24 protein-coding genes and 1 pseudogene are annotated in these 25,898 nt (G+C 66.4%); 14 read left to right on the top strand and 11 right to left on the bottom strand.

From position 1 onward, the window contains the following. Positions 1–63: 63 nt before the first annotated feature. Both ILT46_RS09530 and ILT46_RS09525 read right to left on the bottom strand, forming a co-directional pair. Positions 64–705: an MBL fold metallo-hydrolase gene (locus ILT46_RS09530; RefSeq protein WP_199504420.1), complete on the bottom strand. Its 642-nt coding sequence runs from the start codon at positions 703–705 to the stop codon at positions 64–66. A gap of 68 nt (positions 706–773) precedes the next feature. Then, positions 774–1,430: a S24 family peptidase gene (locus ILT46_RS09525; RefSeq protein WP_370592404.1), complete on the bottom strand. Its 657-nt coding sequence runs from the start codon at positions 1,428–1,430 to the stop codon at positions 774–776. An 86-nt stretch (positions 1,431–1,516) separates the two neighbouring features. Here ILT46_RS09525 and ILT46_RS09520 point away from each other — a divergent pair, with 86 nt between their 5' ends. Both ILT46_RS09520 and ILT46_RS09515 read left to right on the top strand, forming a co-directional pair. Continuing rightward, on the top strand, positions 1,517–1,705 hold the full coding sequence (locus ILT46_RS09520) for a hypothetical protein (protein WP_199504408.1): 189 nt from the start codon (positions 1,517–1,519) through the stop codon (positions 1,703–1,705). Further along, entirely contained in the window at positions 1,695–2,027 is a 333-nt protein-coding gene (locus ILT46_RS09515) for a hypothetical protein (RefSeq protein WP_199504407.1), read from the top strand. The genes ILT46_RS09520 and ILT46_RS09515 overlap by 11 nt, the downstream gene beginning before the upstream one ends. 2 nt (positions 2,028–2,029) lie before the next feature. Here the strand turns inward: ILT46_RS09515 and ILT46_RS09510 are convergent, their stop codons facing one another. The 6 genes from ILT46_RS09510 to ILT46_RS09485 all read right to left on the bottom strand — a co-directional run bounded on the left by ILT46_RS09510 (position 2,030) and on the right by ILT46_RS09485 (position 8,423). Next, complete coding sequence (locus tag ILT46_RS09510) at positions 2,030–2,968, bottom strand: D-2-hydroxyacid dehydrogenase (RefSeq protein ID WP_199504406.1); 939 nt, start codon at positions 2,966–2,968, stop codon at positions 2,030–2,032. Between the two features lie 17 nt (positions 2,969–2,985). Beyond that, complete coding sequence (cysS, locus tag ILT46_RS09505) at positions 2,986–4,431, bottom strand: cysteine--tRNA ligase (RefSeq protein WP_199504405.1); 1,446 nt, start codon at positions 4,429–4,431, stop codon at positions 2,986–2,988. A 32-nt stretch (positions 4,432–4,463) separates the two neighbouring features. Beyond that, positions 4,464–5,135: a nitroreductase gene (locus ILT46_RS09500; RefSeq protein WP_199504404.1), complete on the bottom strand. Its 672-nt coding sequence runs from the start codon at positions 5,133–5,135 to the stop codon at positions 4,464–4,466. Beyond that, the gene (gene cobT / locus ILT46_RS09495) at positions 5,132–6,958 is read right to left on the bottom strand and encodes a cobaltochelatase subunit CobT (protein WP_199504403.1); all 1,827 of its coding nucleotides are present in this window, start codon (positions 6,956–6,958) and stop codon (positions 5,132–5,134) included. Before cobT ends, ILT46_RS09500 begins: the two co-directional genes overlap by 4 nt. 3 nt (positions 6,959–6,961) lie before the next feature. Beyond that, positions 6,962–7,621, bottom strand: coding sequence for a fructose-6-phosphate aldolase (gene fsa / locus ILT46_RS09490; RefSeq protein ID WP_199504402.1), 660 nt, complete (start codon positions 7,619–7,621; stop codon positions 6,962–6,964). Positions 7,622–7,697: 76 nt separating this feature from the next. Continuing rightward, positions 7,698–8,423 carry a DUF4197 family protein gene (locus ILT46_RS09485; protein WP_199504401.1) on the bottom strand — a complete coding sequence of 242 codons (726 nt, stop codon included), beginning with the start codon at positions 8,421–8,423 and terminating at the stop codon, positions 7,698–7,700. Positions 8,424–8,480: 57 nt separating this feature from the next. On the opposite strand from ILT46_RS09485, the gene ILT46_RS09480 reads away from it, so the two are divergent. The 3 genes from ILT46_RS09480 to ILT46_RS09470 all read left to right on the top strand — a co-directional run bounded on the left by ILT46_RS09480 (position 8,481) and on the right by ILT46_RS09470 (position 12,946). Beyond that, a complete protein-coding gene (locus ILT46_RS09480; protein ID WP_199504400.1) occupies positions 8,481–10,646 on the top strand; it encodes a primosomal protein N' in 2,166 nt (721 codons plus the stop codon). Between the two features lie 82 nt (positions 10,647–10,728). Then, complete coding sequence (locus ILT46_RS09475) at positions 10,729–12,273, top strand: tetratricopeptide repeat protein (protein ID WP_199504399.1); 1,545 nt, start codon at positions 10,729–10,731, stop codon at positions 12,271–12,273. A gap of 25 nt (positions 12,274–12,298) precedes the next feature. Beyond that, positions 12,299–12,946, top strand: a complete 648-nt coding sequence (locus tag ILT46_RS09470) for a glutathione S-transferase family protein (RefSeq protein ID WP_233397154.1) — start codon at positions 12,299–12,301, stop codon at positions 12,944–12,946. On the opposite strand, the gene ILT46_RS12420 is transcribed toward ILT46_RS09470, so the two are convergent. Further along, positions 12,927–13,832, bottom strand: coding sequence for a CPBP family intramembrane glutamic endopeptidase (locus ILT46_RS12420; RefSeq protein WP_199504398.1), 906 nt, complete (start codon positions 13,830–13,832; stop codon positions 12,927–12,929). The two genes, ILT46_RS09470 and ILT46_RS12420, sit on opposite strands and share 20 nt — an antisense overlap. 18 nt (positions 13,833–13,850) lie before the next feature. Next, positions 13,851–14,888 (bottom strand): bifunctional transcriptional activator/DNA repair enzyme AdaA, encoded by a 1,038-nt coding sequence (locus ILT46_RS09460; RefSeq protein WP_199504397.1) that lies wholly within the window; start codon positions 14,886–14,888, stop codon positions 13,851–13,853. A gap of 81 nt (positions 14,889–14,969) precedes the next feature. On the opposite strand from ILT46_RS09460, the gene ILT46_RS09455 reads away from it, so the two are divergent. Beyond that, positions 14,970–16,502 carry a trypsin-like peptidase domain-containing protein gene (locus ILT46_RS09455; protein ID WP_199504396.1) on the top strand — a complete coding sequence of 511 codons (1,533 nt, stop codon included), beginning with the start codon at positions 14,970–14,972 and terminating at the stop codon, positions 16,500–16,502. Between the two features lie 8 nt (positions 16,503–16,510). On the opposite strand, the pseudogene ILT46_RS09450 reads toward ILT46_RS09455, so the two are convergent. Next, positions 16,511–17,283: pseudogene (locus tag ILT46_RS09450) on the bottom strand (TauD/TfdA dioxygenase family protein). Between the two features lie 275 nt (positions 17,284–17,558). Between ILT46_RS09450 and ILT46_RS09445 the strand changes: the two are divergent. The 8 genes from ILT46_RS09445 (at position 17,559) to ILT46_RS09410 (ending at position 25,874) form a co-directional block, all read left to right on the top strand. Then, complete coding sequence (locus ILT46_RS09445; protein ID WP_199504395.1) at positions 17,559–18,113, top strand: F0F1 ATP synthase subunit delta; 555 nt, start codon at positions 17,559–17,561, stop codon at positions 18,111–18,113. Positions 18,114–18,158: 45 nt separating this feature from the next. Next, positions 18,159–19,688 (top strand): F0F1 ATP synthase subunit alpha, encoded by a 1,530-nt coding sequence (gene atpA / locus ILT46_RS09440; RefSeq protein WP_199504394.1) that lies wholly within the window; start codon positions 18,159–18,161, stop codon positions 19,686–19,688. Between the two features lie 23 nt (positions 19,689–19,711). Continuing rightward, complete coding sequence (locus tag ILT46_RS09435) at positions 19,712–20,584, top strand: F0F1 ATP synthase subunit gamma (RefSeq protein ID WP_199504393.1); 873 nt, start codon at positions 19,712–19,714, stop codon at positions 20,582–20,584. Positions 20,585–20,588: 4 nt separating this feature from the next. After that, positions 20,589–20,960, top strand: coding sequence for a hypothetical protein (locus ILT46_RS09430; protein WP_199504392.1), 372 nt, complete (start codon positions 20,589–20,591; stop codon positions 20,958–20,960). A 14-nt stretch (positions 20,961–20,974) separates the two neighbouring features. Beyond that, complete coding sequence (gene atpD, locus ILT46_RS09425; protein WP_199504391.1) at positions 20,975–22,447, top strand: F0F1 ATP synthase subunit beta; 1,473 nt, start codon at positions 20,975–20,977, stop codon at positions 22,445–22,447. A gap of 105 nt (positions 22,448–22,552) precedes the next feature. Further along, a complete protein-coding gene (locus ILT46_RS09420) occupies positions 22,553–22,810 on the top strand; it encodes an ATP synthase F1 subunit epsilon (RefSeq protein ID WP_199504390.1) in 258 nt (85 codons plus the stop codon). Positions 22,811–22,892: 82 nt separating this feature from the next. After that, positions 22,893–23,600, top strand: a complete 708-nt coding sequence (locus tag ILT46_RS09415; RefSeq protein WP_199504389.1) for a type 1 glutamine amidotransferase domain-containing protein — start codon at positions 22,893–22,895, stop codon at positions 23,598–23,600. A 198-nt stretch (positions 23,601–23,798) separates the two neighbouring features. Continuing rightward, the gene (locus ILT46_RS09410) at positions 23,799–25,874 is read left to right on the top strand and encodes a prolyl oligopeptidase family serine peptidase (protein ID WP_199504388.1); all 2,076 of its coding nucleotides are present in this window, start codon (positions 23,799–23,801) and stop codon (positions 25,872–25,874) included. The last annotated feature ends 24 nt before the right edge of the window (positions 25,875–25,898 follow it).

Below are 25,898 nucleotides of genomic sequence, written 5' to 3'. Positions count from 1 at the left end.
CGAAGGAACGTCCGCAATGGGGTCGTTCGCCGACCATCTGCTTTCAGGTCCGAATAACGGACATCACCCCAGCGCGTAATCGCTGACGAAGGCGTTGGTCTGCCGCTCGCGGCCGAAGGTGCTGGTGGGGCCGTGGCCGGGGATGAAGGTGACGTCGTTGCCGAGCGGCCACAGCTTCTGCGTGATCGCGTCGATCAGATCCTGATGGTTGCCCAAGGGGAAGTCGGTGCGGCCGATGCTGCCCTGGAACAGGACATCGCCGACAATCGCGAACTGGCTGGGGCGGTGGTAGAACACCACGTGGCCCGGCGTGTGGCCGGGGCAATGGAGCACCTCCAGCGTCAGGTCGCCCACGGTCACGGTGTCGCCATCGATCAGCCAGCGGTCCGGCTCGAACACCTCGCCATTGACGCCGTAGCGGGCGCCGTCTTCGCCCAGCCGGCTGATCCAGAAGCGGTCCGCCTCGTGCGGGCCTTCGATCGGCAGGCCCAGTTCCTTCGCCAGCACGCCGGTCTCGCCGCAATGGTCGATATGGCCATGCGTCACCAGCAGCTTTTCCAGCGTGACCCCGGCCTTGGCCACCGCCGCCTTCAGCCGGTCGAGATCGCCGCCCGGATCGACCAGCGCGCCGCGCATCGTCGCGGTGCACCAGATCAGCGAGCAGTTCTGCTGCAGCGGGGTGACAGGGATGATCGCCGCCTTCATCGGCGGCTGGGAGCGCTCGGTCATGGGCAAGGAAATGGCGGGGCGCCCGCGCGAATGCAAGCGGGCGGTCAGATGCGCCCGCCCTTCCACACGACGCGGCCGATGACGGCGATCTCGTCCAGCCCCAACTCGACCGGGGGATAGGCCTCGTTGGCACTGATCAGCGCGATCCGGCCGCTCCCACGCGCCTGCACCTGCTTGACGTGGAGTGCATCGCCGATCCGCACGACGAACACCCCCTCGCCCGCGCGGCGGGTCTGATCGACCAGGATTTCATCGCCCGATTGGAGCAGCGGAACCATCGAATCGCCCTCAACCCGGATCGCTGCGACCTGTCCCGGTTGCAGGCCCATCTCGCGCATCCAGCGCGGGCTGAAACGATAGGCGTCAAAGGAAATTTCCTCCGCACCGACCGCGCCCGGCCCGGCGGAGGCGTCAATCGGGAGCCGGGGAACCACGACATAATCGTCGCCCGACGCGCTGACCGCACCATCCCCGCCGAGCGTCTGTTCGCTGATGCCGAGGAACTGGGCTAGCACCCGGCGGTCGTGTTCTTCCAGCTTTCGCGGGCTGCCCTTGCGGATATATTGCTGCAAATAGCTGGGGTTACGGCCGATCATCTCCGACAGCGCCGCAAGGCTCACCCCGCGGCGCGTAGCGGCACCCAGCAGCGCCTGACGGGCGGCGTCCGGTTCGAAAGCGGGCGATGAAACTGGTCGAGCCACAATCAACCTATAGCATAGGATTTTTCCTAGACAAGTAGGATTTCGCTTGGAACAAACATGGAACACCGAATCGGCAGAGAGGGTCCATGCTCATCCGTATTATCGAACAATTCCTGCGCGAGACCGAGATGGCGCCCACGCGCTTCGGCCGCCTCGCGGTGCGCGATCCGCGCTTTGTGCTCGATCTGCGCAATGGCCGCGAGCCGCGCCCGTCGATGGAGCGGCGCGTGCACCATTTCATCGCCCGCGAGCGGAGCGCGCAGCATGGGCGCTGATCGGCCAGTTCGCGGCCTGGCCGCCCATCTGCGACGCGCGCTCAAGGCCCTCGCGCATAATCACGGCGAGGTGCTGCGCCACGACCAGACGGCGTGGGCCAGCGTCACCTTCGCCGGAACGCGGCACCGCATCGCGCTCCGCTACGCCGGCGACCAGGCGGTGGCCGGCGGCGAGCACTTGATCGCCGAGCTGTCGGATCACGAGTTCACCGTGCCCGGCCAACTGGTCGCCAGCGCGGAGGTGATCGCCGCCGAACACACCATGCTCCCCGCCCCGGAGCTGACCGTCACCTGCGAACTCCTCCTGCTGGAGGATGCGTGATGTCAGTACCCCAACGCCGGGTCGAAGCGCGGCGCGACGGGTTCGCCGGCGCGGTAGCGGGCGAGGTTGGCGAGGAAGCGTTCGGCGGAGCGGACGAACATCTTGTCCTGCGCGCGGCCCGACAGGTGCATGGTGACCTGCGCATTGTCGAGCGCCCACAGCGGATGGTCGGCGGGCAGCGGCTCGGGGGTGGTGACATCGAGCAGCGCGCCGCCGATCCGCTTCGCCCCGAGCGCGGCGACCAGCGCCGCCTGATCGACCACGCTGCCGCGCGCGATATTGACCAATACCGCGCCCGGTTTCATCGCCGCCAGTTCGTCAGCGCCGATCAGATGTTCGGTCTCCGCCGTGGCGGGCAGCGCCAGGATCACCCAGTCGAATTCGCCCAGCCGCGCGCGCCATTCATCCGGGCCAAGCTCGCCGGCGCCCGGCGTGCGGCGAGTGGGAGTGACAGCCACCTCGAACGCCTCGAGCCGGGCCTTCACCAACCGGCCGATTGCGCCCATGCCGATCAGCAGCGCGGACGAGCCGGCCAGCTCCTTCTTGCCCGGCGAATCGAGCAGCCATTCGCGCCGCTCCTGCGCGCGCACGACATCGCGATAGCCCTTCGCCTCGACCAGCATCAGCATCACGACATATTCGGCGATGGTGATGGCGTTGATTCCGGCGCCGTTAGTGATCGCCGTGCCGCGCCGGGCGAGCAGATCGAGCGGCAGGAAATCGAGCCCGGCATAGATCGAGTTGAGCCATTTGACGTTCGCGGCGGCGGTGACAATCTCGGCCATCGCGGCGTGATCGTGAAGATCGAACCAGCCGATCTCGGCATCGGGCGCAAGGGCCAGCGCCTCATCCTTGCTGGCGAACCAGCGCACATCGAGCCAGTCGGGCAATTGCGGTTCGAGCAGCGGGCGGATCAGCGCGGACAGAACGGCGGTGGTCAACAATCATCTCCCCCGGCTTAAATCGCCAACCGCCAGTCCCACCCCAGCGGGTCGCCGTCCATCACCTCCACCCCTCGCGCCGTAAGGTCATCACGGATCGCGTCGGAGCGGGCAAAATCCTTCGCCGCGCGCGCGTCCTTGCGTTCAGCCAGCGCGGTTTCGATTTCCGCTTCGGTAATGGTCGCGGATTTGGGCCGGACGCGCAGGTCGGCGCGGGTGATGTGGAGCAAGCCAAGACCTAGGACAGTATCCATTTTTTCGATCGCAACGAACTTTTCGACAGGCCCAATGCCTTTCAAACTCGGCATGGTTTCCAGCCAAAGCAGGGCCTCGGCTGTGTTCAAGTCCGCGGATAGAGCCCCTTCGAAGCGGTCAAGGTGACTGCGCACATGCTCGATGCTGGTGACATCGCCCTCGGCGGAGTGTGCGCCGCTGCGGACAGTCTCGACCGCCATCACCAGCCGCTTCAACCGCACTAGCGCGGCGTGTAGCCCCTCCCACGAAAACTCCAGCTCGCTGCGGTAATGCGCCTGGAGGCACATCAGCCGGTAGGCGAGCGGGTGATACCCCTTGTCGATCAGCAATTGCAGCCGCAGGAATTCGCCCGAGGATTTGCTCATCTTCCCCGTCCGGTCGACGAGGAAGTTGTTGTGCATCCAGATCTTCGCGCCCGAGTGGTCGGAGCAGGTGTGCGCCTGGTTCTGCGCGATCTCGTTCGGGTGATGGATTTCGCGGTGGTCGATCCCGCCGGTGTGAATGTCGAACGGGAAGCCCAGCACCGCGCCGCTCATCGCGCTGCATTCGAGGTGCCAGCCCGGCGCGCCGCGGCCCCAGGGGCTGTCCCATTCCATCTGCCGCGTCTCGCCCGGCGGGGTCTTGCGCCAGATGGCAAAGTCAGCCGCGTTGCGCTTGCCCGCGACCGCCTCGATCCGCCCCTCTCCCTCGTCCGTCCGCGAGCGGGCGAGGCGGCCGTAATCGGCCACGGTCGACACATCGAAATAGAGCCCGCTGTCGAGTTCGTAACAGTGCTTGTCGGCGATGCCCTTGGCGAACTCGATCATCTGGGGGACGTAATCGGTCGCCACCGTCCACTGCGCGGGCTGGCGGATATTGAGCGCCTTGATATCGTCCCAGAACGCCTCGGTATAATGGCGGGCGATATCCCAGATCGAGCGGGCACCGGCTGCCGCCGCTTTCTCCAGCTTGTCCTCGCCCGCATCGGCATCGTCGGTGAGATGGCCGACATCGGTGATGTTGATGACGTGGGTGAGCTTATAGCCCTTGAAGCTCAGCACCCGGCCCAGCACATCGGCGAACACATAGGCGCGCATATTGCCGATGTGCGGGTAATTATAGACCGTCGGCCCGCAGGTATAGACGCGCGCCTCGCCGTGGTGGATCGGCACGAAGGGTTCGAGCTGGCGGGTGAGCGAATTGTAGAGCTTGAGCGGCGTGTCAGACATGGCCCGCGCTTTGCCGCCCGCGCGGCTGGCTGTCAAAAGCCGCGCAATTCCACTGCCTCGGTATAGGGCACGCGCGGCACGGGGAAATTGTTGATCGGCGCGTCAGGGTCCCGCCAGCCGATCGCCATACCGCAGAAGAAGATGTGATCGTCGGGGATGCCGAGCAGGGCCTTCATCGGTTCGCCATACATCGCCCAGATTTCCTGCGCGCAGCTATCCAGCCCCTCTTCCCGCAGCAGCAGCATCACCGTTTGCAGCCACATGCCCATATCCGACCATTGCGGCTGGTTCATATATTTCGGGCAGAAAGTGAACATCTGCACCGGCGCGCCGAAGCTTTCCCAATTGGCCTGCATCTGCTCGATGCGGCCCACTTTGTCCTCGCGCGCGATGCCCAGCGAATCGAACATCGCCGCGCCGACCGCGAAGCGCTGGTCGTTATAGCGCCCGTTGAGTTCGGCGGGGTAGATCGGATATTCCGCGCCCTTGCCCATCGGCGCTTCTGCCACCAATGCCTTCACCGCATCTGTCACCCGCGCCAGTTCGGCCCCCGTCACCACCACCGCGTTCCACGGCTGCGTATTGCCGCCCGACGGAGCCCTCTGCGCTTTCTCGAGCACGCGACGCAATGTCGCTTCCTCCACCGGACGGCCCGAAAATTGCCGGATCGAACGCCGGCTGGCGACGGCTTCGGTTACGTTCATTGTCCCTCCACCTCGAACAAGCCGGCGAGCTGTTCGATAATCGTCCCGCCCAATTGCTCCACATCCATGATCGTCACCGACCGCTTGTAATAGCGGGTCACATCATGGCCGATGCCGATCGCGGCGAGCTGCACCGGCGATTTCTGCTCGATCCAGCCGATCACCTTGCGCAGATGCTGTTCGAGATAACCGGCATTGTTGACGCTCAATGTGCTGTCATCGACCGGCGCGCCGTCGGAAATGACCATCAGGATGCGGCGATCTTCCGCCCGGGCGAGCAGGCGCTCATGCGCCCAGAGCAGCGCCTCGCCGTCGATATTCTCCTTCAGCAGCCCCTCGCGCATCATCAGGCCGAGATTGCGGCGCGCCCGGCGCCATGGCTCGTCGGCCTGCTTGTAGACGATGTGGCGCAGATCGTTGAGGCGGCCCGGATGCGGCGGCTTGCCATCGGCGAGCCACGCCTCGCGGCTCTGCCCGCCTTTCCAGGCGCGGGTGGTGAAGCCCAAGATCTCGGTCTTGACCCCGCAGCGCTCCAGCGTGCGGGCGAGAATGTCGGCGCTGATTGCGGCGATGGAAATCGGCCGCCCGCGCATCGAGCCCGAATTGTCGATCAGCAGCGTGACGACGGTGTCCTTGAACTCCTGATCGCGCTCGATCTTGTAGCTCAGCGAATGGCCGGGGCTGATGACCACGCGGGCGAGGCGCGCGGCATCGAGCAGGCCCTCTTCCTGATCGAAATCCCAGGCGCGGTTCTGCTGCGCCATCAGCCGCCGCTGCAAGCGGTTGGCGAGCCGGGTGACGACACCCTGCAGCCCCTGCAACTGGCTGTCGAGATAGGCGCGCAGCCGGGTCAGCTCCTCCTCGTCGCACAGTTCGTCCGCCTCGACCACCTCGTCGAAACGGGTGGTGAAGGCGCGATAATCGAAATCTTCGGGCAGATCGGTCCACGGGCGGTTGGGGCGCACGGGCATCATGCCCTCCTCGCCCTCGTCCTCGCCAGTGCCCTCGGCCATGTCCTCGTCTGCGGCCGGCTCGGTTTCGGCGTCGCCCTCGCTATCGCCGTCGCTCAGCTCGCCGGCCATTTCACCCGACTGGCGCTCGCTTTCGTCCTGATCGCCCTCGTCGTCGCCGGCATCGTCCTCGGCGCCCTCATCGTCGGCGTCGGGGTCATCATCAGTCGCATCTGGTGCATCATCGTTGCGGGTGAGATCGAGATGCCGCAGCATATCGAGCGTCAGCGACTGGAACGCCCGCTGATCTGCCAGCGAGCCTGCCAGATCGTCGAAATCGCTGCCGGTTCGGCTTTCGATGAACTCGCGCACCAGCTCCACGCCCGCACGCGCGCGCTGTGGCACCGGCGTGCCGGTCAGCCGTTCGCGCAGCAGCAATGCCAGCGCCGTTTGCAGCGGCACGTCACTGGCCTCGGTCGCCCGTGCAATCGGATCCCCCGCCGCACGCAGCTCAGCCGCGGCGTCAAGATTGGTGCGCATTCCGCTGAAATCGTTTGCCCCCAGCGCCTCATAACGCACCTGCTCCACGGCATCGTAACAGGCGCGCGCCAGCGGTTCGGCCGGGGCGTGCTTGCTGTGCAGCGCGTCATTGTGATGCCGCAGACGCAGGGCAAAGCTGTCTGCGAAACCGCGCGCCTCCTGCGCTTGCGCCGCCGGCAGGGTCCGCCCCGGGAGCGGGACGCGGAAGTTCTTGCCGCTGGCGGCGGGCGCATCGGCGCTCCATGCGACCTCCACCTCGGGCTCACGGGCAATGGCGCGCGCGGTACCGGTCAGCGCGCGGCGGAACAGGTCGAGGGGCGTGTCGTCGGCCAAGGCTCAGTCGCGCAGGATGGTTTGGCCAGTGGTCCCCCAATCGGTGGCGAACCCCTCCAGCCCCTTGTCGGTCAGTACATGATTGGCCAGCGTCTTGATCACTGCAGGCGGCATGGTCGCCACATCGGCGCCGATCCGCGCCGCTTCGAGCACATGGGTCGCATGGCGGACCGAGGCGACAAGGATTTCAGTATCGAAGGCATAATTGTCGTAAATCAGGCGGATATCACTAATTAATGACATCCCGTCGAAGCCATTGTCGTCGTGCCGGCCGACAAACGGCGACACGAATGTCGCCCCCGCCTTCGCCGCCAGCAGCGCCTGATTGGCCGAGAAGCACAGCGTGACATTGACCATCGTCCCCTCGCCCGTCAGCGCGCGGCAGGTCTTGAGCCCGTCAATCGTCAGCGGTACCTTGATGCAGACATTATCGGCGATCTTTCGCAGTACCTCGGCCTCGCGCAGCATGGTCGCATGGTCGAGCGCGACCACCTCGGCGCTGACCGGCCCATCGACAAGTCCGCAAATCTCGCGCGTCACCTCGAGAAAGTCCGCGCCCGATTTGGCGATCAGCGACGGGTTGGTGGTGACGCCATCGACCAGCCCCGCCTCGGCCAGTTCGCGGATCGCGGGGATATCGGCAGTGTCGGCGAAGAACTTCATGGCGGGCAGGCTCCGGCTGGGCGGGAATCGCGAGTTGACCCCGCTCTAGCGGCGCCATGCCGTGCCCGCCAGCCCGTCAGAACGCGCGCGCAGGGCCGAACACCGCCGCGATCAGTGGATCGCCCACCGCGCCGGGATTGGCGCGAATGGCGGCCTCTTCGGCGGCAATCTCGCGCCAGATGATGTCGTCCACCGAACCGGAGACGCGCCGGGCCGCACCGGGCAGATCGACCCCGGTGAGCGCACCGAGCGCCTCGCCCACCAGCGGATCGGAGGCGACCCGCATTGCTTGGCCGATTTCCGGCACCATTACGTCGATCAGCCGCCCACCCATCTCGCCGCGCAGGAACGCGGTCGCCGCGCTGGGTCCGCCGCGCACGAGATCGATGGCGTTCTGATAACCGACCAGGCGGATTGTATCGGCCACCACCGGCGCTGCACGCTGGGCACCTTCATAAGCAAAGCCGGCAAATTCGCGGTCAAGCCGGTTCTTGAACAAGGGCGATGTCAGGATGCGGCTGAGCACATCGCCCCGCCCGCCCAGAAAGCCGCCGAGCCCCAATTGCGCGACCTGCTGATCCCAGAAGCCGTCGCTGCGCAGCATCCGGTTGAACGCGCGGTCGCTCGACAGGAACAGCAGCCGCGCGATCGCATCGGTAAAACTGAAACCGCCGCCAAGCGAGGTGCAGGCCGGCAAGGCAAGCGCGCCCGATACCGCCGCCAGCCCGGCGAGGAAGCGCCGCCGCCCGACGGCTTCGGGCAGCGCGAGATGAGACGCGTGCGTCTGGGACAATCCGGTCATTTCTTTGCTCCTTGTCTTGTCCGCCCACCACGGCATTGCCCATATGGCACGCGCAAGATGAACCGCGCCAGATGCCTTGTCCTGAACGCCGCGCTCGGCCCGCTGGATTACCGCGTCCCCGCCGGCCTTGACGTGCCGCTGGGCGCGGTGGTCGCCTGCCCGCTCGGTCCGCGCGAGGTGCTGGGAATCGTCTGGGAGGCCGACCGCCTGCCCGGCGCAGAAGTGCCCGAGGCGAAGCTCCGGCCGCTGAGCGGCGTACTGCCCGTCCCGCCGCTGAAGGCCAGCTTGCGCCGGTTGATCGAATGGACCGCCGATTATTATTGCGCCCCGCTGGCGGCGGTGGCGCGCATGACGCTGGCAAGCGGCGGGGCCTTGCGCGGGCCTGCGACGATGACCGAATACCGTCTGTCGGGCGGCCTGCCCGAACGGATGACCCCGCAGCGCGAACACGCCATTGCCGCACTGGAGGGCGAGCAGGCCACCATCCGCGAACTGGCCGCCATCGCCGGCGTGTCCGAAGGGGTGCTGCGCGGGCTGGTCAACCAGGGCGTGCTGGAACCGGTGGTGGTCGATTGCGACCGCCCCTACCCCCCCGCCGACCCCGATCATGCGGCACCGCACCTCAGCCCGGATCAGCACGCTGTCGCCGCCCGGCTGGTCGAGGCGGTCGGCGCGGGCGAATTTGCCCCGTTCCTGCTCGACGGCGTGACGGGTTCAGGCAAGACCGAAACCTATTTCGAGCCGGTCGCGGCGGCTCTGCGCGCCGGGCGACAGGTGCTGGTGCTGCTGCCCGAGATCGCCCTGACCGAGAACTTCCTGCGCCGCTTTGCCGACCGTTTCGGCGCCCCGCCGGTGGTGTGGCATTCGTCGCTCAAATCGACCGAGCGGCGGCGCGCCTGGCGGGCGATTGCCGGCGGCGGTGCGCAGGTCGTGGTGGGTGCGCGCTCGGCGCTGTTCCTGCCCTATGCCGATCTCGGGCTAATCGTCGTCGACGAAGCGCACGAGGTCAGCTTCAAGCAGGATGATGGCGTGCGCTACAACGCGCGCGACGTTGCCGTGATGCGCGCGCGGTTCGAAAGTGTGCCGGTCATCCTCGCCAGCGCCACCCCGGCGCTGGAAAGCCTGCAAATGGCCGAGAGCGGCACATACGAGAAGCTCGACCTGCCCGCGCGGTTCGGCGGCGCGACCCTGCCCGACATTGCCCTGATCGACCTGACGCAGGAGCGCCCCGAGCGCGGCCGCTGGCTTGCCCCGTCGCTAGTCGCGGCGATGGGCGAGCGCCTCGCGCGCGGCGAACAGGTGCTGCTGTTCCTGAACCGCCGCGGCTATGCCCCGCTGACCTTGTGCCGCAATTGCGGATACCGCTTCCAATGCCCCAATTGCAGTGCGTGGCTGGTCGAACACCGGTTCAGCCGCCGCCTCGCCTGCCATCATTGCGGGCACGAGACGCCGCCACCGGCGACCTGCCCCGAATGCGGCGAGCCCGACTGCCTGGTCGCCTGCGGGCCGGGGGTCGAACGAATCGCCGACGAGGTGGCCGAGCTGTTTCCCGATGCGCGGCAGGCGCTGGTCACCTCGGACACGCTTGGCGCTCCCGACCGCGCGGCCGAATTCGTCGCCGCCGCCGAAGCCGGCGCGGTCGATGTGATCATCGGCACGCAATTGGTGACCAAGGGGTTCCACTTCCCCGAACTGACGCTGGTCGGCGTGGTCGATGCCGATCTCGGCCTTGAGGGCGGCGATCTTCGCGCGGCCGAGCGGACCTATCAGCAGATCGCCCAGGTCGCGGGGCGCGCCGGGCGCGGCACCAAGCCCGGCGCGGTGCTGATCCAGACGCGTCACCCCGACGCGCCGGTCATCGCTGCGCTCGCCGCCGGCGACCGCGATGCGTTCTATGCCGCCGAAACCGAGGCCCGCCGCCATGCCGGCGCCCCGCCCTTCGGCCGCTGGGCGGCGATCATCGTCTCGAGCGAAGACGAGGCCGAAGCCCGCGATGCGGCCCGCGCGATCGGCGGCGCCCGGCCCGAGCTGCCCGATGTCGCAATTCTCGGCCCCGCGCCTGCCCCGCTCAGCCTGCTGCGCGGCCGCTATCGCTATCGTCTGCTGGTCAATGCGCGCCGCTCCGAACCGCTACAGGACATTATTCGCCAATGGCTTGGCGCGCTGCACCTGCCGGCGAGCGTCCGGGTGAGTATCGACATCGATCCCTACAATTTTGTGTGAAACGCTTGTCGCGGGCAGCAGGTGCTTGCATTTCAGATGTTTGGCGGCAGGATGGCGCCAAACAGGGGGTAAGGGTCCGATGATGAGGTTCTTGATCGCAATCCTGGCGCTGGTCTCGTTCGCGCCGACGGCGCAGGCCGCAGACTGGTGGGAGGCTTCGACCGACCATTTCGTCGTCTATTCCGACACCTCGGGCCAGGCAGCGCAGGATCTCGCCGTCAAGCTCGAACGGTTTGACGAAGCAATGCGGTTCATGCTGGGCGTTGCGGCCGACACCACGGCGACTCCGCGCAGCGGCAAGCTGACCGTCTATCAGTTCGGCGAAACGGCCGATATCGGCCGCCTCAGCGGCTCAGCCGGGGTCGCCGGGTTCTTCATCCCCCGGGCCGGCCAGTCGGTCGCTTTCGTGCCTTCACGCGACGATCGTCGCGCGACCCCCGGCACCCGCAACGAACGGGGCGGGCTCACCCCGCAGATCGTGCTGTTCCACGAATATGCGCACTATTTCATGTTTCAGCACGCCGCTGCCGCCTATCCGGCATGGTATCGGGAAGGCTTTGCCGAGGTCTATGGCACCATGGAGCTGCTGCCGAACGGGTTCAGGCTCGGGGCCCCGGCCGCGCACCGTGCCTCCGTTCTTCAGCACCTCAACGCCTATCATGTCCGCCGCCTGCTCGATCCCCCCGAACAGATGACCGGCGAGGACGGCGCGCAGATCTATGCGCTGGGGTGGATGCTGTCGCACTACCTGACCTTCTCCGGTCAGCGCGAAGGGCAACTTGCTACCTATCTGCGCGAGATCAACCAGGGGGCCACATCGCTTGAGGCCGCCCAGCGCGCGTTCGGCGATCTCGACGCGCTCAACAACGATCTCAACACCTACCGGCGCGGTCGTACCCCGCTCAAGGAAGTCACCTACTCGAACTATGCGGCGCCTACCGCCACGGTCCGCAAGCTCGGGCCCGACGAGCAGGCAATGATGGCGATGCACATCGTCTCGACGCGCGGGGTCGACGAGGCCAAGGCGCGCGCGCTGGTGCCCGACGCGCGGGCACTCGTTCAGCGTTTCCCCCAAAGTGTTCCGGTGCTGCTGGCGGCGACCGAGGCCGAGTTCGATGCAAAGAACCTCGACCAGGCGGCCGCACTCGCCAACAGCGTGCTAGCGATCGAAGCCAACAATCCGCGCGCGCAGCTCTATTTAGGTCGCATTGCGCTGGAGCGGGCCAAGACTACGCCGGCAGCCTTTGCCGAAGCGCGACGCGCCTTTGCCGCCGCAAACCGGGCCGATCCGGCCAACCCGGACCCGCTCTATCATTACTACCTGACGCACGTGCTGGCCGGTGAAACACCGCCCGATCCGGCGCTGGTCGCCCTCGAAACCGCGTATGACCACGCGCCGTTCGATTCCTCGATCCGCGAAACGCTGGCGCACCTGCTCCTCACCGAGGGACGCGACCAGGAAGCGATTACGGTGCTCAACCCGATCATCAACAATCCGCACGCAGGCAAGCGGGCGAAGGAGATCAGGGAACTTGTCACGAAGCTCAAGGCCGGCGACCGCGCGCCTGCCCTGGCCGAACTGGCACCCAAGATGCCCGGCGCCGAGGACCAGGAGGACGACGATTGAGCCTGCCGCCCAGCATCGGCCGAGGATGCGGACTATGTTGACCATCCACCATTTGCGCCAGTCTCAGTCGGAGCGCATTGTCTGGGCCTGCGAGGAGCTGGGGCTGGACTACGAACTGAAGCTCTACGACCGGCGGCCCGACAATCGCCTCGCGCCCGACGACTACAAGGCGCTCCACCCGATGGGCATCGCACCGGTCATCACCGACGGCGATCTGGTGCTGGGCGAAAGCGGGGCGATCCTCGAATATATCGCTCGGGTGCATGGCGCGGACCGGTTGGTCCCCCCCGTCGGCGACGCTGATTATGCTGATCACCTGTTCTGGTTCCATTTCGCCAATGGCACGTTCATGACGAACATGATGATGCAGCTGGTGGTTATGCTGGGTCAGGCGCATGGCCCGTTTGTCGATGGGTTCGTCAATGACCGGGTGGCAAAGGCCTGGGCGCTGGCCGAGCGGCGGTTGGATGAGGCGCGCTACTTCGGCGGACGGGGACTGACACTGGCCGACATCATGATGGGCTATCCGCTGACCACCGCACGCGCGATGCGCGGCACTTCGATCGAGCAATATCCGAATATTCGCGCCTATCTCGCCCGCATTGGCGAGCGGCCCGCCTATCAGCGCGCAATGGCCAAAGCGGAGCCGGGCTTTACCCCGAAGCTGGACTGACCCGGCGCAGCCCGCCCAACGGGATGAGCTGCCCGGCGCGCACGGCGCGGGTGAGGAGCCATGCGCCGGTCGCGCCGGCCAGCACCATGGCGATCACCGAAGCTTCGAGCCCGAACGCACCGCCGGTTAGCAGAGCCGGCCCTTCCAGCCGTGCATCGACCAGCCCGCGCAGGGGGAAACCCGAGACGGGAACGTCCCACACCAACCCCTGCACCACGTTCCAGCCGAAATGGATGCCGATCGCGAGCCACAGTGACCTTGTGAGCATATAGGCCGCGCCTAGCATAAGGCCGGCTTCGAGCGCGATGGCGAGGGCGGCCAGCCAGCTGGCATTGTCATTCGCCAGATGCGCCGCCCCGAAGGCCAGCGCCGAGACCGCCATCGCAACAATGCTCCCGGCCCACTCTTCGACCCAGCGGAACAGGATCCCGCGAAACAGCACTTCCTCGACAAAGGCGGCGAACAGCCCGGCCTGGAAAACCAGTTCGACTGCGTCGCTGGTCGTGCCCGGGCCGACAATCCGGTACACGCCCGCAAGCGCCGCCACGCCGACAATCGCGCTCATCAGGACAGCGGCCAGGGCTACGCCCGCCATACTGTCGCGCAGAGCACCGCGCAGGGGCAGATCGTCGTGGCGGTGCCGACCAAGGCGACGGATCACGAGCTTGTAAGCCGCGAACAACAGCCCGATCGTGAGCAGCGTGCCGACGATCGCGGCGACCGGGCCCTCGGGCAGGTAGCGCACCGCAAAGGATGCCAGCACAGCTGTCGCGGCGAAGGTCGCCAGGCCCGTCACCAGCGCGGTGAGCGGATGGCGCCAGATGCGCCGGCCAAGCGGCTCGGCGGGGGGCGGTGGCGGTGCGGCGGCAGGCAAGTCCGTATTCACGCCGCGATGCTAGGCGCTCTATCGCCGGGTCGCCACCCCTTCGCGCCGGAGCAATTCGCGCTTGATGTCGAGGCCGTAGGCATAGCCACCCGCTGTCCCGTCCGACCGCACCACCCGGTGGCACGGGATCAGCACTGCCACGCTGTTTGCGCCATTGGCCGAGCCGGCCGCTCGGACCGCCGTTGGCCGTCCGACCGCGGCGGCGATCTGGGCGTAGGAGCGCGTCTCGCCCGGTGGGATGCGGCGCAGTTCCTCCCATACCCGTTCCTGAAAGGCGGTGCCGCGCACGTCGAGCGGGATGGCGTGCGGCGCCCCCGGCGCCTCGACCGCCGCGACGACCTGCTGCACCAGTTCCGCAAAGGCGCCTGCGGCCGGCACGATCTCGGCCTTGGGAAAGCGGCGGCGCAGCGCCCCGGCATCTTCGCCGAACGCCACCCGGCAGACCCCTTCGGCAGTACCGGCGATCAACACCGGGCCGAGCGTGCTGTCCGCAATCGCATAGTGGATCGTCACCCCGCGCCCGCCATCGACCCACGCGCTCGCGCTCATGCCCATTCTCCCGCCAAGATCATCATAGAAGCGCGACGGCGCGCCGTAGCCTGCGGCATAGACGGCGTCGGTGACAGTCCCGCCCGAGATTGCTGCCTGCCCCGCCCGCTCGCGCCGCAGCGCCCGCCAATAGGCACCCGGCGACAGGCCCACGGCGCGGGTGAAAATCCGCTGGAAATGCCCCGGCGAATAACCGGCGGACGAGGCCAGTTCGGCCAGCACTGGCGGCGCTTCGGCCTGTGCAACCCTCTCCAGCGCGCGCGCCACCGCCGCCTCGTCGCGGGCGACGTCATCAGGCCGGCAGCGCTTACAGGGCCGAAGGCCTGCCGCGCGCGCCGCCAACCCGTCGGCAAAGAAGCGCACATTTGCGCGTGCGGGATGCCGCGCTGCGCAAGATGGCCGGCAATAGATGCCCGTGCTGAGCACCCCTGTGACGAACCGGCCGTCCCATGCGCGGTCGCGTTGCAGCACCGCTGCCCAGGTGAGGTCGGGATCGATCGGTTCCATGCAAGCTGCCCTAGCGCATTGCACCCCCGCCCGCATCCCGCGGCTTGCGGTCAAAAGCGGCAATCGCCTATTGCGCAGCCCATGACCCGCCTGCTGCTGCTTGTCGCCTGCCTGTTGACCCTGCTGGTGCCGCACCGGGCGTTGGCCGAGCCGGGCGATATCGATGCCGCGGCGCGCGGGGTGGTGCGGGTGGTCATCATCGGCACCGACGGAACCAATTTCTATCCCGTGGCGCATGGCACGGGCTTTGCCGTCAGCCCGACGCGCATCGTCACCAATGCCCATGTCGTGGCCGAAGCGCTGGAGGACGAGACCCTGCGCATCGGCGTCGTTCCCAATCACGGCGAAGGCGGCGCGCTGGCACGGGTGGTTACCGTCTCCGAGGGCAAGGATCTGGCGCTGCTCGAACTGGCGCCGGGCCTCCGGCTGGCGCCGCTGACGCTGGCGGGCGCGGCGCTCCCTTCGGGTGCCGAGGTCAACGCGGTCGGCTACCCGATGAATGTCGATCAGGCGCAGGGCCTGTCGGTCAATGACATCATCCAGCCGCAGCCGCCGGTAAAGAGCCGCGGCTTCCTGTCCGACGCGCGGTCGAGCCGCGATGTCGCAACGCTGCTGCACACCGCCCCGATTGCACGCGGCAATTCGGGCGGGCCGCTGCTCGACGCCTGCGGGCGCGTGCTGGGCGTCAACAGCTTCGGCGCCGAATCGAGCGGCGGTGATGCGGAGTTCTTCTTTGCCATCGCTACCACCGAACTGGCCGCATTCCTGCGCGCCAGTGGGGTCGAGCCGCAGATCAACGCCCGCCCCTGCCGATCGCTGGCCGAGCTCGACGCCGAGGATGCCGCGCGCCGGTCGGCCGATCAGGAACGCGCACGCGCCGCGCTGGCCGAACGCGCCACCAGCGCCCGCGAGGCGCGCGAACGCGCACGACTCGAGGCGGAGATGGCGGTGCTGCAGGAGCGCGAGAACGCGATGGCAATTGCGCTGGTGCTGTTGCTGGCGAGCGCCGGGTTGGGTTTCGCCGCCTGGCAGGTGTCGCGCGACCCGGCGCGGCGCCGGCTGGCCATCGCACTCGGCGCTGGCGCGGGTATCGCGCTGGTCGGCGCCGCGGCGAGCTGGCTGACGCGGCCGGGCCTCGCCGAGATCGACCGCCGGGCGCTCGCCGCCACCCGCTCGCCCGCAACTGCCCCCGCACAGGCCACCACGCGGCCAGAGGGTGGCACGCTCACATGCACGCTCGATGAAGGGCGCAGCCGTATCACCGGACCGTCCGAAGCGAGCATCGCCTTCACTTGGGATGGCAAGGGCTGCGTCAACGGGCGCACGCAATATGGCCTCGCGGAGGGCGAATGGTCGCGGCTGTTCGCGCCCGACAGCGAAGACGTGGTGGCGATCAACACCTATGATCCGGGCGCGCGCGCTTTCCGGGTCGAGCGGTATTTGCTGTCCGCGCCCGCGATGCAGGCCGTCCGTGCCGCACGTGCGCGTTACCAGGCGCCGACCTGCAATGCGGGGCAACCACCCGCCACGCTGGGCGAGCGGCAGAGCGAGGTGCGAGCCCTGCTCCCCACGCGGCCGAACGAACGGCTATATTACAGCTGCCGCGCCGAGTAGGCCGCCGCTCAGGCGGCGAGCAGTTCGCCGGTCAGCGTGATGCGGTGCATTTCGCGCGCATAGCCTTGATAGTCGTTGAGCTCATAATGCCAGGTCGTGCGGTTGTCCCAGATCGCCACCGTGCCTTCGCGCCATTCGAGCCGGTATTGATGCGCCGGATCGACTGCTGCTGCATAGAGCTGTTGCAACAGGCCAAGGCTTTCATCGCGCGTCATGCCGAGGAAATGGGTGGTGAAACCGGGATTGACGTAGAGCAGTTTGCACCCCGTCTGCGGGTGGCGAATGACCACCGGGTGCTCGGCCCCCGTCTTCAGATCCTGCCCGCGCAGCTCGCTGGCCATGTCCGTCTGGGCGTAGACACCTTCGGGTGAATAGACATGGTCGGCGCTATGCCAGGCGCGCAGACCTTCGATCTGTTGCTTCACTTCGGGTGCGAGCACGTGGTAGGCCGCGCCCATATGGGCAAACAGCGTGTCGCCCCCGCTGGGCGGCAGTTCGCGGGCCACCAGGATCGAGCCCATCGCGGGCACCGCATCATAGGAATGATCGGTGTGCCAGCCGCCGCCGATATTCATCACCTGATCCGCGCGCTTTTTCACGAGCGCAATTTCGGGCTGCGCTTCGTGCAGCGGGAAATAATTGTTGAGGTCGATCCCGCCCCAGCGTTTGGCAAGGCGATGTGCTGTTCGGGGGTCAGGCTCTGGTCGCGGAACACCGCGACGCCGTGTTCCCAGACCGCCCGGCGAATCGCATCGAGCGTGTCCCCGTCGGCTTCGGCCATCTGGACGCCGCGAATCTCGACGCCGATTGTGGGTTCCAGCGGGACCATCTCCATGTCGCCCTCTCCTCTTGCATGCTGCGCCCGGTCGCAGCTTATACCGACATCCCGGTCACGCGAGTGACCGGATCACGCACGTAGGCCAGGGGTCGGCACATCGGGTTGCATCGCAGCAAAGCCGATGCTAGGCGCGCGCCAACCTTGCCGGGGCCGCGCTCAGCGACGGCCCGCATCGGCCTGGCGACATCGTTCCTTTCCGGATCCAAGAGGACTTTCGCGTGGAGAATTCCGCCGCAATTCAGGCTAGCCTGGCAGGCCGCTACGCTTCGGCCCTGTTCGATCTGGCGGCGGAACACGGCACGGTCACCAGCGTCGAAGCAGATCTGGACCGGGTTGAGGCGGCGCTGGGCGAATCGGGCGACCTTGCGGCGATGATCCGCCATCCGCGCGTTTCGCGTGCAGCGCAGGCCACTGCGATCGACGGCGTTGCCGGCGTGCTCGGCTTGGCCGCGCTGACCCGCAATTTCATGGGCGTGCTGGCAAATAACCGCCGGCTCGGCGATCTGCCCTCGATCATCCGCGCCTTCCGCGCGATTGCCGCAGCCCAGCGCGGCGAGATGACCGCCGAAGTGACCAGCGCCCACGCGCTGAGCGATGCGCAGCTCGCCGAGCTCAAGGACCGGTTGACTGCCCGCGAAGGGCGCACCGTCAAGCTTTCCACCAAGGTCGATCCCGAATTGCTCGGCGGCCTAGTCGTCACTATCGGCTCGAAACGCATCGACGGTTCGATCCTCACCCGTCTCAATTCCCTCGCGCAGGCAATGAAGGGCTGACAGCCCGTATGCCCGTTGGACCGATGAAAGGCTGAAGGCAAACCCATGGAAATCCGCGCCGCAGAAATCTCCAAGGTCATTAAGGACCAGATCGCCAATTTCGGCACCGACGCCGAGGTCAGCGAAGTCGGTTCGGTGCTGTCGGTGGGGGATGGTATCGCCCGCGTGCACGGCCTCGACAACGTCCAGGCGGGCGAGATGGTCGAATTCGCCAATGGCATACAGGGCATGGCGCTCAACCTCGAGGCTGACAATGTCGGCGTCGTGATCTTCGGCACCGACGCCGAAATCAAGGAAGGCGACAGCGTCAAGCGCACCGGCACCATCGTCGACGTGCCGGTTGGCAAGGGCCTGCTCGGCCGCGTGGTCGATGCGCTCGGCAACCCGATTGACGGCAAGGGGCCGATCGTTTCCGACGAACGCCGCCGGGTCGAGGTCAAGGCGCCCGGCATCATTCCGCGCCAGTCGGTCCATGAACCGGTGCAGACCGGCCTCAAGGCGATCGACGCCCTCGTTCCCGTCGGCCGCGGCCAGCGCGAACTGATCATCGGCGACCGTCAGACCGGCAAGTCGGCTGTCGCGCTCGATACCTTCATCAACCAGAAGGAACTGAACGCCGGCGACGACGAATCGAAGAAGCTCTACTGCGTCTATGTGGCGGTGGGTCAGAAGCGCTCGACCGTGGCCCAGATCGTCCGCGCGCTCGAGGAAAATGGCGCGATGGAATATTCCATCGTCGTCGCGGCGACCGCGTCGGAGCCCGCCCCACTGCAATATCTCGCGCCCTATACCGGCTGCGCGATGGGCGAATTCTTCCGCGATAACGGGATGCACGCGGTCATCGTTTATGACGACCTTTCCAAGCAGGCCGTCGCCTACCGCCAGATGAGCCTGTTGCTGCGCCGCCCGCCGGGCCGCGAAGCCTATCCGGGCGACGTGTTCTACCTCCACAGCCGCCTGCTCGAACGCGCCGCCAAGATGAGCGCGGAAAACGGCGCGGGCTCGCTTACCGCGCTGCCGATTATCGAGACGCAGGCGGGCGACGTGTCGGCCTACATTCCGACCAACGTGATCTCGATCACCGATGGCCAGATCTTCCTCGAAACCGGGCTCTTCTATCAAGGCATCCGCCCGGCCATCAATGTCGGCCTGTCGGTCAGCCGCGTCGGCGGTGCCGCCCAAACCAAGGCGATGAAGAAAGTTGCCGGCTCGATGAAGCTCGACCTCGCGCAGTACCGCGAAATGGCCGCCTTCGCACAGTTCGGCTCGGACCTCGATGCCGCGACGCAGAAACTGCTCAACCGCGGCGCGCGCCTGACAGAATTGCTCAAGCAGCCGCAATTCTCGCCGATGCCGTTCGAAGAGCAGACCGTGTCGATCTTCGCCGGCACCAATGGCTACCTCGACAATGTGCCCGTGAACCGCGTGACCGAATACGAGGCCGCGATGCTCAGTTTCATGCGTAACGAGCATGGCGACGTGCTCGCCAAGATCCGCGACAGCCGCGATTTCGGTGACGACGCCAAGGCCGCCACGGTCGCCGCGCTCGACGCCTTTGCGAAGCAGTTCGCCTGATCCGATCGAAGGGGTAAGGCTCGATGGCCTCGCTTAAGGAACTTAAAGGGCGGATCAACTCGGTCAAATCGACCCAGAAGATCACCAAGGCCAAGCAGATGGTCGCCGCCGCTAAGCTGCGCAAGGCGCAGGCCGCGGCAGAAGCCGCGCGCCCCTATGCCGCGCGGCTGGCCGGCGTCATGGGCAGTCTCGCCAGCAAGATTGCCGGGCAGGACAATGCCCCGCTGCTGCTGCGCGGCACGGGCGCGGCGCAAAAGCATCTGTTGGTCGTCGCCAATAGCGACAAGGGCCTCGCCGGGGCGTTCAACTCGAACATCGTAAAGGCGGCGATGGTCAAGGCGCAGGAACTGCTCGCCGCCGGCAAGGATGTCGAATTCTACCTGGTCGGCCGCAAGGGCCGCGCACCGATCCGCCGGGCGCATCCCAGCCGGGTGGGCACGATGTTCGACACCACCGAAGTTCGCGAACCCGGCTATGCCGAGGCCGAGCGGATCGCCGAAGAGCTGGTGGCAATGTACGAGGCGGGCAAGTTCGACGTGGCGCACCTGTTTTTCTCGCGCTTCCAGTCGGCGCTGACGCAGGTGCCGACGGTGCAGCAGATCATCCCGGTGCCTACGCCCGACACGCAGGTCGCCAGTGACGCGGTGGTTGAGTACGAGCCTGACGAGGAGGAAATCCTCAAGGAATTGCTGCCGCGCTATCTCAAGACGCAGCTGTTCGGCGCGCTGCTTGAGAACCAGGCGAGCGAACAGGGCGCCTCGATGACCGCGATGGACAATGCCACGCGCAATGCCGGCGACCTGATCAACAAGCTGACCATCCAGTACAATCGCAGCCGCCAGGCCGCGATCACCACCGAACTCATCGAAATCATTGCCGGCGCCGAGGCGCTCTGAGGATATGTCTGTGAAGCATTCGCTGTTCCTTCTACCCCTGTTTGCCCTGGCTGCCTGCGGCCAGGAACCGGCCCCCGCGCCGCAACCGACGGCGAGCGTCGCTGCTGCACCCACGCCGACCTTGCCGGCACCCGATCAGGAAACCTTCAGCACCGCCTTTGCCAAAGCGTGCGAGGGTGCTGAGCCGGTCAACACCGCAGTCTGCAAGCGCGCCGGTCTCGGTTCGAACGATGTGCTGTGCGATTACGGATTGGGTGAAGACAGCTATCTGCGCCACAAGGCTACGCTGACCGCCAACGCAGCCGGCACCGGCTGGACGCTCGCCGAACCTGCAAAGATCTGCGCCGAACACGGCGCTCATCACAAAGCCTCCTGATAAAGGACACGAACATGGCCACCGCCCCCATTATGGACACCACCACCCCCAACCTGTCGGCCAATGGCACGATCGCGCAGGTCATCGGCGCCGTTGTCGACGTGCGCTTCGATGGCGAGCTGCCGGCGATCCTGACCGCTCTCGAAACGAAGAACGGCGACAACACGCTGGTTCTCGAAGTCGCGCAGCATCTGGGCGAAAATACTGTCCGCACGATCGCGATGGACGCAACCGAAGGTCTTACCCGCGGCCAGCCGGTGACCAACACCGGCAAACAGATTTCGGTGCCCGTCGGCCCCAAGACGCTCGGCCGGATCATGAACGTCGTCGGGGCGCCGATTGACGAGCGCGGCCCGATCGGCGCCGACCAGACCGCCCCGATCCATGCCGAAGCGCCGCTGTTCGTCGACCAGTCGACCGAAGCCAGCATTCTCGTCACCGGCATCAAGGTCATCGACCTGCTCGCCCCTTACGCCAAGGGCGGCAAGATCGGCCTGTTCGGCGGCGCGGGCGTCGGCAAGACCGTGCTGATCCAGGAACTGATCAACAACATCGCCAAGGGCCACGGCGGCGTCAGCGTGTTCGCGGGCGTCGGCGAACGCACCCGCGAAGGTAACGACCTGTATCACGAGTTTCTCGACGCCGGCGTTATCGCCAAGGACGCGGAAGGCAACGCCACCAGCGAAGGGAGCAAGGTGGCGCTCGTGTTCGGCCAGATGAACGAGCCCCCGGGCGCGCGTGCCCGCGTGGCACTGTCGGGCCTGACCATGGCCGAATACTTCCGCGATCAGGAAGGGCAGGACGTGCTGTTCTTCGTCGATAATATCTTCCGCTTCACGCAGGCCGGTTCGGAAGTCTCGGCGCTGCTCGGCCGTATCCCCTCGGCGGTGGGTTATCAGCCGACGCTGGCGACCGACATGGGTAACCTGCAGGAACGCATCACCTCGACGACCAAGGGCTCGATCACCTCGGTGCAGGCGATTTACGTTCCGGCCGACGACCTTACCGACCCGGCGCCGGCGACCTCGTTCGCCCACTTGGACGCGACCACCACGCTCAGCCGCGCGATTTCCGAACTCGGCATCTATCCGGCGGTGGACCCGCTCGATTCGACCAGCCGCGTGCTCGAACCGCGCGTGGTGGGGCAGGAGCATTACGAAACGGCTCGCCGCGTTCAGGAAACGCTGCAGAAGTACAAGAGCCTGCAGGACATCATTGCCATCCTCGGGATGGACGAGCTGTCGGAAGAGGACAAGCTTACCGTCGCCCGCGCGCGCAAGATCCAGCGTTTCCTCAGCCAGCCGTTCCACGTGGCCGAGGTGTTCACCAACATCCCGGGCAAGTTTGTCCAGCTCGAAGATACCGTGCGCTCGTTCAAGGCGGTGGTCGATGGCGAATATGACCATCTGCCCGAAGCTGCGTTCTACATGGTCGGCGGGATCGACGAAGCGGTCGAGAAGGCCAAGAAGCTGGCCGAAGAGGCGTGAACCATTGCCCCTCCCCCAAGCGGGAGGGGTCGGGGGTGGCCTGTCCGCCCCATGCAAAAAACCCACCCCCGGCCCCTCCCGCGCGGGAGAGGAGGAGTAGCGTAAATGCCCCTGCACTTCGAACTCGTCACCCCGGCCCGCCTCGTCCGGTCGGAAGAGGTCTATATGGTGGTGGTCCCCGGTACCGAGGGCGAGTTCGGCGTGCTCGAAGGGCACGCGCCGTTCATGTCGACCATCCGCGACGGTGCGGTGCAGATCTATCGCAGCGCCGGCGCCACTCCCGAGGAAATTCAGGTTCGTGGCGGCTTTGCCGAAGTCAATGCCAGCGGTCTGACGGTTCTGGCGGAACACGTCGAGGACTGAACCGGCGTACCGACCGCTTTAGGAACCTAACTCGTCAGGTCCCGTTGCCCCGGTCTATCCCTTTGCCGAAGAACTCCCGACCATGGCGCATATCCTGATCGTCGTCACTTCAACTGACGAATACCGCAAGGCGGGATATCGGACAGGGTTGTGGCTGGCCGAACTGACCCACTTCTGGGATGTGGCCGATGAAGCCGGGCACACGATGGATATCGCCAGCCCGGCGGGCGGGGTTGTGCCGATCGATCCGGAAAGCTTGCTGGTAAGCGGTGTTGCGTCTGCCGTAGGGCTGGATGGCAAGATGGCCAAACGATACGAAGATCGAGCTTTCATGGACCGTCTGCGCGCGGCACTCCCCCTCGCCGAGGTGCGCGCGGACGATTATGATGCCATTTACCTCACCGGCGGTCATGGCACGATGTTCGATTTCGTCGAACAGCCCGCGCTTGCCCGGTTGATCGCTGCGTTCTGGGATCAGGGAAAAATCGTCTCGGCGGTCTGCCACGGCCCGTCCGGCTTGCTCGACGTGAAGCTCGACGACGGAAAGCCACTGCTCGCGGGCCGCAAAGTCACCGGTTTCTCCTGGGCCGAGGAAAAGCTCGCCCGCCGCGACGAGGCCGTTCCGTTCAATTTGCAGGAGCGGCTGGAAGCGCTGGCGGATTACGACAAGGCACGGATCCCGTTTGCCGCCCATGTGGTCGAAGACGACAGACTGATCGCGGGGCAAAACCCCTCCAGTGCCCATTCGGTGGCCGAAGCGGTGATGAAAGCGCTCGCAAACGGGCGCTAACGCGCGGGCGCCCCCGCTACGTTATCGTTGAAACTGGGAGAGGCGTCGACGAACGTCGCTCGCGCCCTTGCCAATCGTACGGCCCTGCCAAAGGATGGGCGGGGTTTCACGCAACCAACCGGGGACGCAATGACTTCTACTCGCACCTCCATCGCGGCGCTTGCCGCGGCTCTCGCCTTGACTACAGGAACTTCGGCCATGGCCCAGACCACCTCGCCTCCTTCGGCCGCTTCCGGGGTCCCGGGCGAGGCGGAAGATCCCTATATCTGGCTTGAGGAAGCGCGCAGCGACCGGGCGCTGGCCTGGGTCCGGGCCGAGAACGACAAGACGCTGGCGCAGCTCGCCAATGACCCGCGGTTTGAGGCGCTCAAGGCCGAGGCGCTGGCCATTCTCGATGCCGAAGACCGCATCCCGATGGTCAGCTTCCGCCCTGACGGCCTGTACAATTTCTGGCAGGACCGCGCCAACCCGCGCGGCGTTCTGCGGCGCACCACGCTGGAAAGCTATCGCACCGACACCCCCCAATGGGAAACGGTGCTCGATATCGACGCCCTGGCCCGGGCGGATAATCGCGAATGGGTCTATCAGGGCATGAGCTGCCTTGAACCCGACATGCGCCACTGCATGGTCGCGCTGTCGGATGGCGGCAAGGATGCGACCATCCTGCGCGAATTCGACATGGCGACGCGCAGCTTTGTCGAAGGCGGCTTTACCCTCCCCGAAAGCCAGGGCAGCGCGAGCTGGGTCGACAAGGATACGCTGCTGGTCAGCCGCGATTTCGGCGGCGGCACCGTGACCGAAAGCTTCTACCCCTTCACCACCCGCCTGTGGAAACGCGGCGAGACGCTCGAACAGGCGCAGGAAGTCTTTCGCGGCGCGGCGAGCGATGTGTCCGCCGGCGCGGGCCTGCTGCGCGATTCCGCCGGCACGGTGCACGGCATGGTCGCCACGCGCGGCCTGACCTTCCACGAATCGACCACCTATATCCGGCAAGGCGATGAATGGGTCGGCCTCAACCTGCCGCGCAAGGCAGGTCTCTATGGCATCGTTGACGGACACGTCCTGATCTCGACCGACGAGGTCTGGAATACCGGCAGCCAGGTCTTCCCGGCCGATGCGATCATTGCGGTCGAACTCGAAGCGTTCAAGCGCGACCCCAATGGCGCAGCAAAGACGCTGGTATGGGCGCCAGGCCCGCGCCAGACGCGGCAAGGCGGTGCGGCGACTGCCAACAGCCTGTACGTCAACCTGCTCGACAATGTGCGCGGGCGGGTGCTCAAATTCGATTATGAGGGCGGCCAGTGGGTCAGCCGGACGGTCGACCTGCCGCAGAATGCTACGCTGGGCGTTGCAGCGGCATCGAGCAAGTCCGACGAGGTGATGTTCTCGGTCACCGATTTCCTCACCCCCAGCACGCTCTATTACTCGGCCGATGGCAACGCGCCGTCGGTCATCAAGACCAGCCCCGCGCGCTTCGACGCTAGCGGGATGGCAATCGAACAGTATAAGGCGACCAGCGCCGATGGCACGAAAATTCCCTATTTCATCGTCCGGCCGCGGGGCATGGCGCTGAATGCCGGGACGCCCACCCTGCTGACCGGCTATGGCGGTTTCCAGGTGCCGCGCCTGCCGGGCTATCTCGGCTCGACGGGCAAGATGTGGCTCGAACGCGGCGGCGCCTATGTGCTGGCCAATATGCGGGGCGGCGGCGAGTTCGGGCCTGACTGGCACCAGACCGCGATCCGCGAAAACAAGCAACGCACCTGGGACGATTTCATCGCCGTCGCGCAGGATCTCGTCACGCGCGGCTTCACTACGCCCGAACATCTCGGCATCCAGGGCGGCAGCCAGGGCGGCCTGCTGGTCGGCACGGCCTTCACCCAGCGCCCTGACTTGTTCAACGCCGCGATCGTGCAGATCCCGCTGTTCGATATGCTCCGCTATCACCTGATCGGGCGCGGAGCCTCTTGGATCGGCGAATATGGCGACCCGCGCATCCCCGAACAGCGCGCGTGGATCGAGCCATACTCGCCCTATCAGAAGATCGTGCGCGGGCGCGATTATCCGATGCCGTTCTTCGTTACCTCGACCGCGGACGACCGCACACATCCCAGCCACGGGCGCAAGGCCGCCGCGCGGCTGGCGGAAATCGGCCAGCCCTACCTCTACTACGAGGACATGACCGGCGGCCATTCGGGCGGGGTCGACAATGAACAGCGCGCGCGCCTGCTAGCCTTGCAGACGGTCTATCTGCTGCAGAGGCTCAAGGATTGAGCGCCGCGCGCCGACGCGGGCCTC

It is taken from the genome of Qipengyuania sp. YIM B01966 (genome assembly GCF_016461955.1).
GTDB lineage: Bacteria > Pseudomonadota > Alphaproteobacteria > Sphingomonadales > Sphingomonadaceae > QFOP01.
The sequence above is the reverse complement of the archived record's forward strand: the minus strand, read 5'-3'. Positions and strand labels throughout refer to the sequence as shown.

What these genes read in the sequence shown, in the direction of transcription:
- ILT46_RS09515 (WP_199504407.1), top strand. Translation starts at nt 1,695, where the DNA reads ATGGGCGCTGATCGGCCAGTTCGCGGCCTGGCCGCCCATCTGCGACGC.
- ILT46_RS09485 (WP_199504401.1), bottom strand. Translation starts at nt 8,423, where the DNA reads ATGACCGGATTGTCCCAGACGCACGCGTCTCATCTCGCGCTGCCCGAA.
- ILT46_RS09475 (WP_199504399.1), top strand. Translation starts at nt 10,729, where the DNA reads ATGAGGTTCTTGATCGCAATCCTGGCGCTGGTCTCGTTCGCGCCGACG.
- ILT46_RS09480 (WP_199504400.1), top strand. Translation starts at nt 8,481, where the DNA reads ATGAACCGCGCCAGATGCCTTGTCCTGAACGCCGCGCTCGGCCCGCTG.
- ILT46_RS09455 (WP_199504396.1), top strand. Translation starts at nt 14,970, where the DNA reads ATGACCCGCCTGCTGCTGCTTGTCGCCTGCCTGTTGACCCTGCTGGTG.
- atpA (WP_199504394.1), top strand. Translation starts at nt 18,159, where the DNA reads ATGGAAATCCGCGCCGCAGAAATCTCCAAGGTCATTAAGGACCAGATC.
- ILT46_RS09415 (WP_199504389.1), top strand. Translation starts at nt 22,893, where the DNA reads ATGGCGCATATCCTGATCGTCGTCACTTCAACTGACGAATACCGCAAG.
- ILT46_RS09470 (WP_233397154.1), top strand. Translation starts at nt 12,299, where the DNA reads ATGCGGACTATGTTGACCATCCACCATTTGCGCCAGTCTCAGTCGGAG.
- ILT46_RS09410 (WP_199504388.1), top strand. Translation starts at nt 23,799, where the DNA reads ATGGCCCAGACCACCTCGCCTCCTTCGGCCGCTTCCGGGGTCCCGGGC.
- ILT46_RS09430 (WP_199504392.1), top strand. Translation starts at nt 20,589, where the DNA reads ATGTCTGTGAAGCATTCGCTGTTCCTTCTACCCCTGTTTGCCCTGGCT.
- ILT46_RS09435 (WP_199504393.1), top strand. Translation starts at nt 19,712, where the DNA reads ATGGCCTCGCTTAAGGAACTTAAAGGGCGGATCAACTCGGTCAAATCG.
- atpD (WP_199504391.1), top strand. Translation starts at nt 20,975, where the DNA reads ATGGCCACCGCCCCCATTATGGACACCACCACCCCCAACCTGTCGGCC.
- ILT46_RS09500 (WP_199504404.1), bottom strand. Translation starts at nt 5,135, where the DNA reads ATGAACGTAACCGAAGCCGTCGCCAGCCGGCGTTCGATCCGGCAATTT.
- ILT46_RS09460 (WP_199504397.1), bottom strand. Translation starts at nt 14,888, where the DNA reads ATGGAACCGATCGATCCCGACCTCACCTGGGCAGCGGTGCTGCAACGC.
- ILT46_RS09530 (WP_199504420.1), bottom strand. Translation starts at nt 705, where the DNA reads ATGAAGGCGGCGATCATCCCTGTCACCCCGCTGCAGCAGAACTGCTCG.
- cysS (WP_199504405.1), bottom strand. Translation starts at nt 4,431, where the DNA reads ATGTCTGACACGCCGCTCAAGCTCTACAATTCGCTCACCCGCCAGCTC.
- fsa (WP_199504402.1), bottom strand. Translation starts at nt 7,621, where the DNA reads ATGAAGTTCTTCGCCGACACTGCCGATATCCCCGCGATCCGCGAACTG.
- ILT46_RS09520 (WP_199504408.1), top strand. Translation starts at nt 1,517, where the DNA reads ATGCTCATCCGTATTATCGAACAATTCCTGCGCGAGACCGAGATGGCG.
- ILT46_RS09420 (WP_199504390.1), top strand. Translation starts at nt 22,553, where the DNA reads ATGCCCCTGCACTTCGAACTCGTCACCCCGGCCCGCCTCGTCCGGTCG.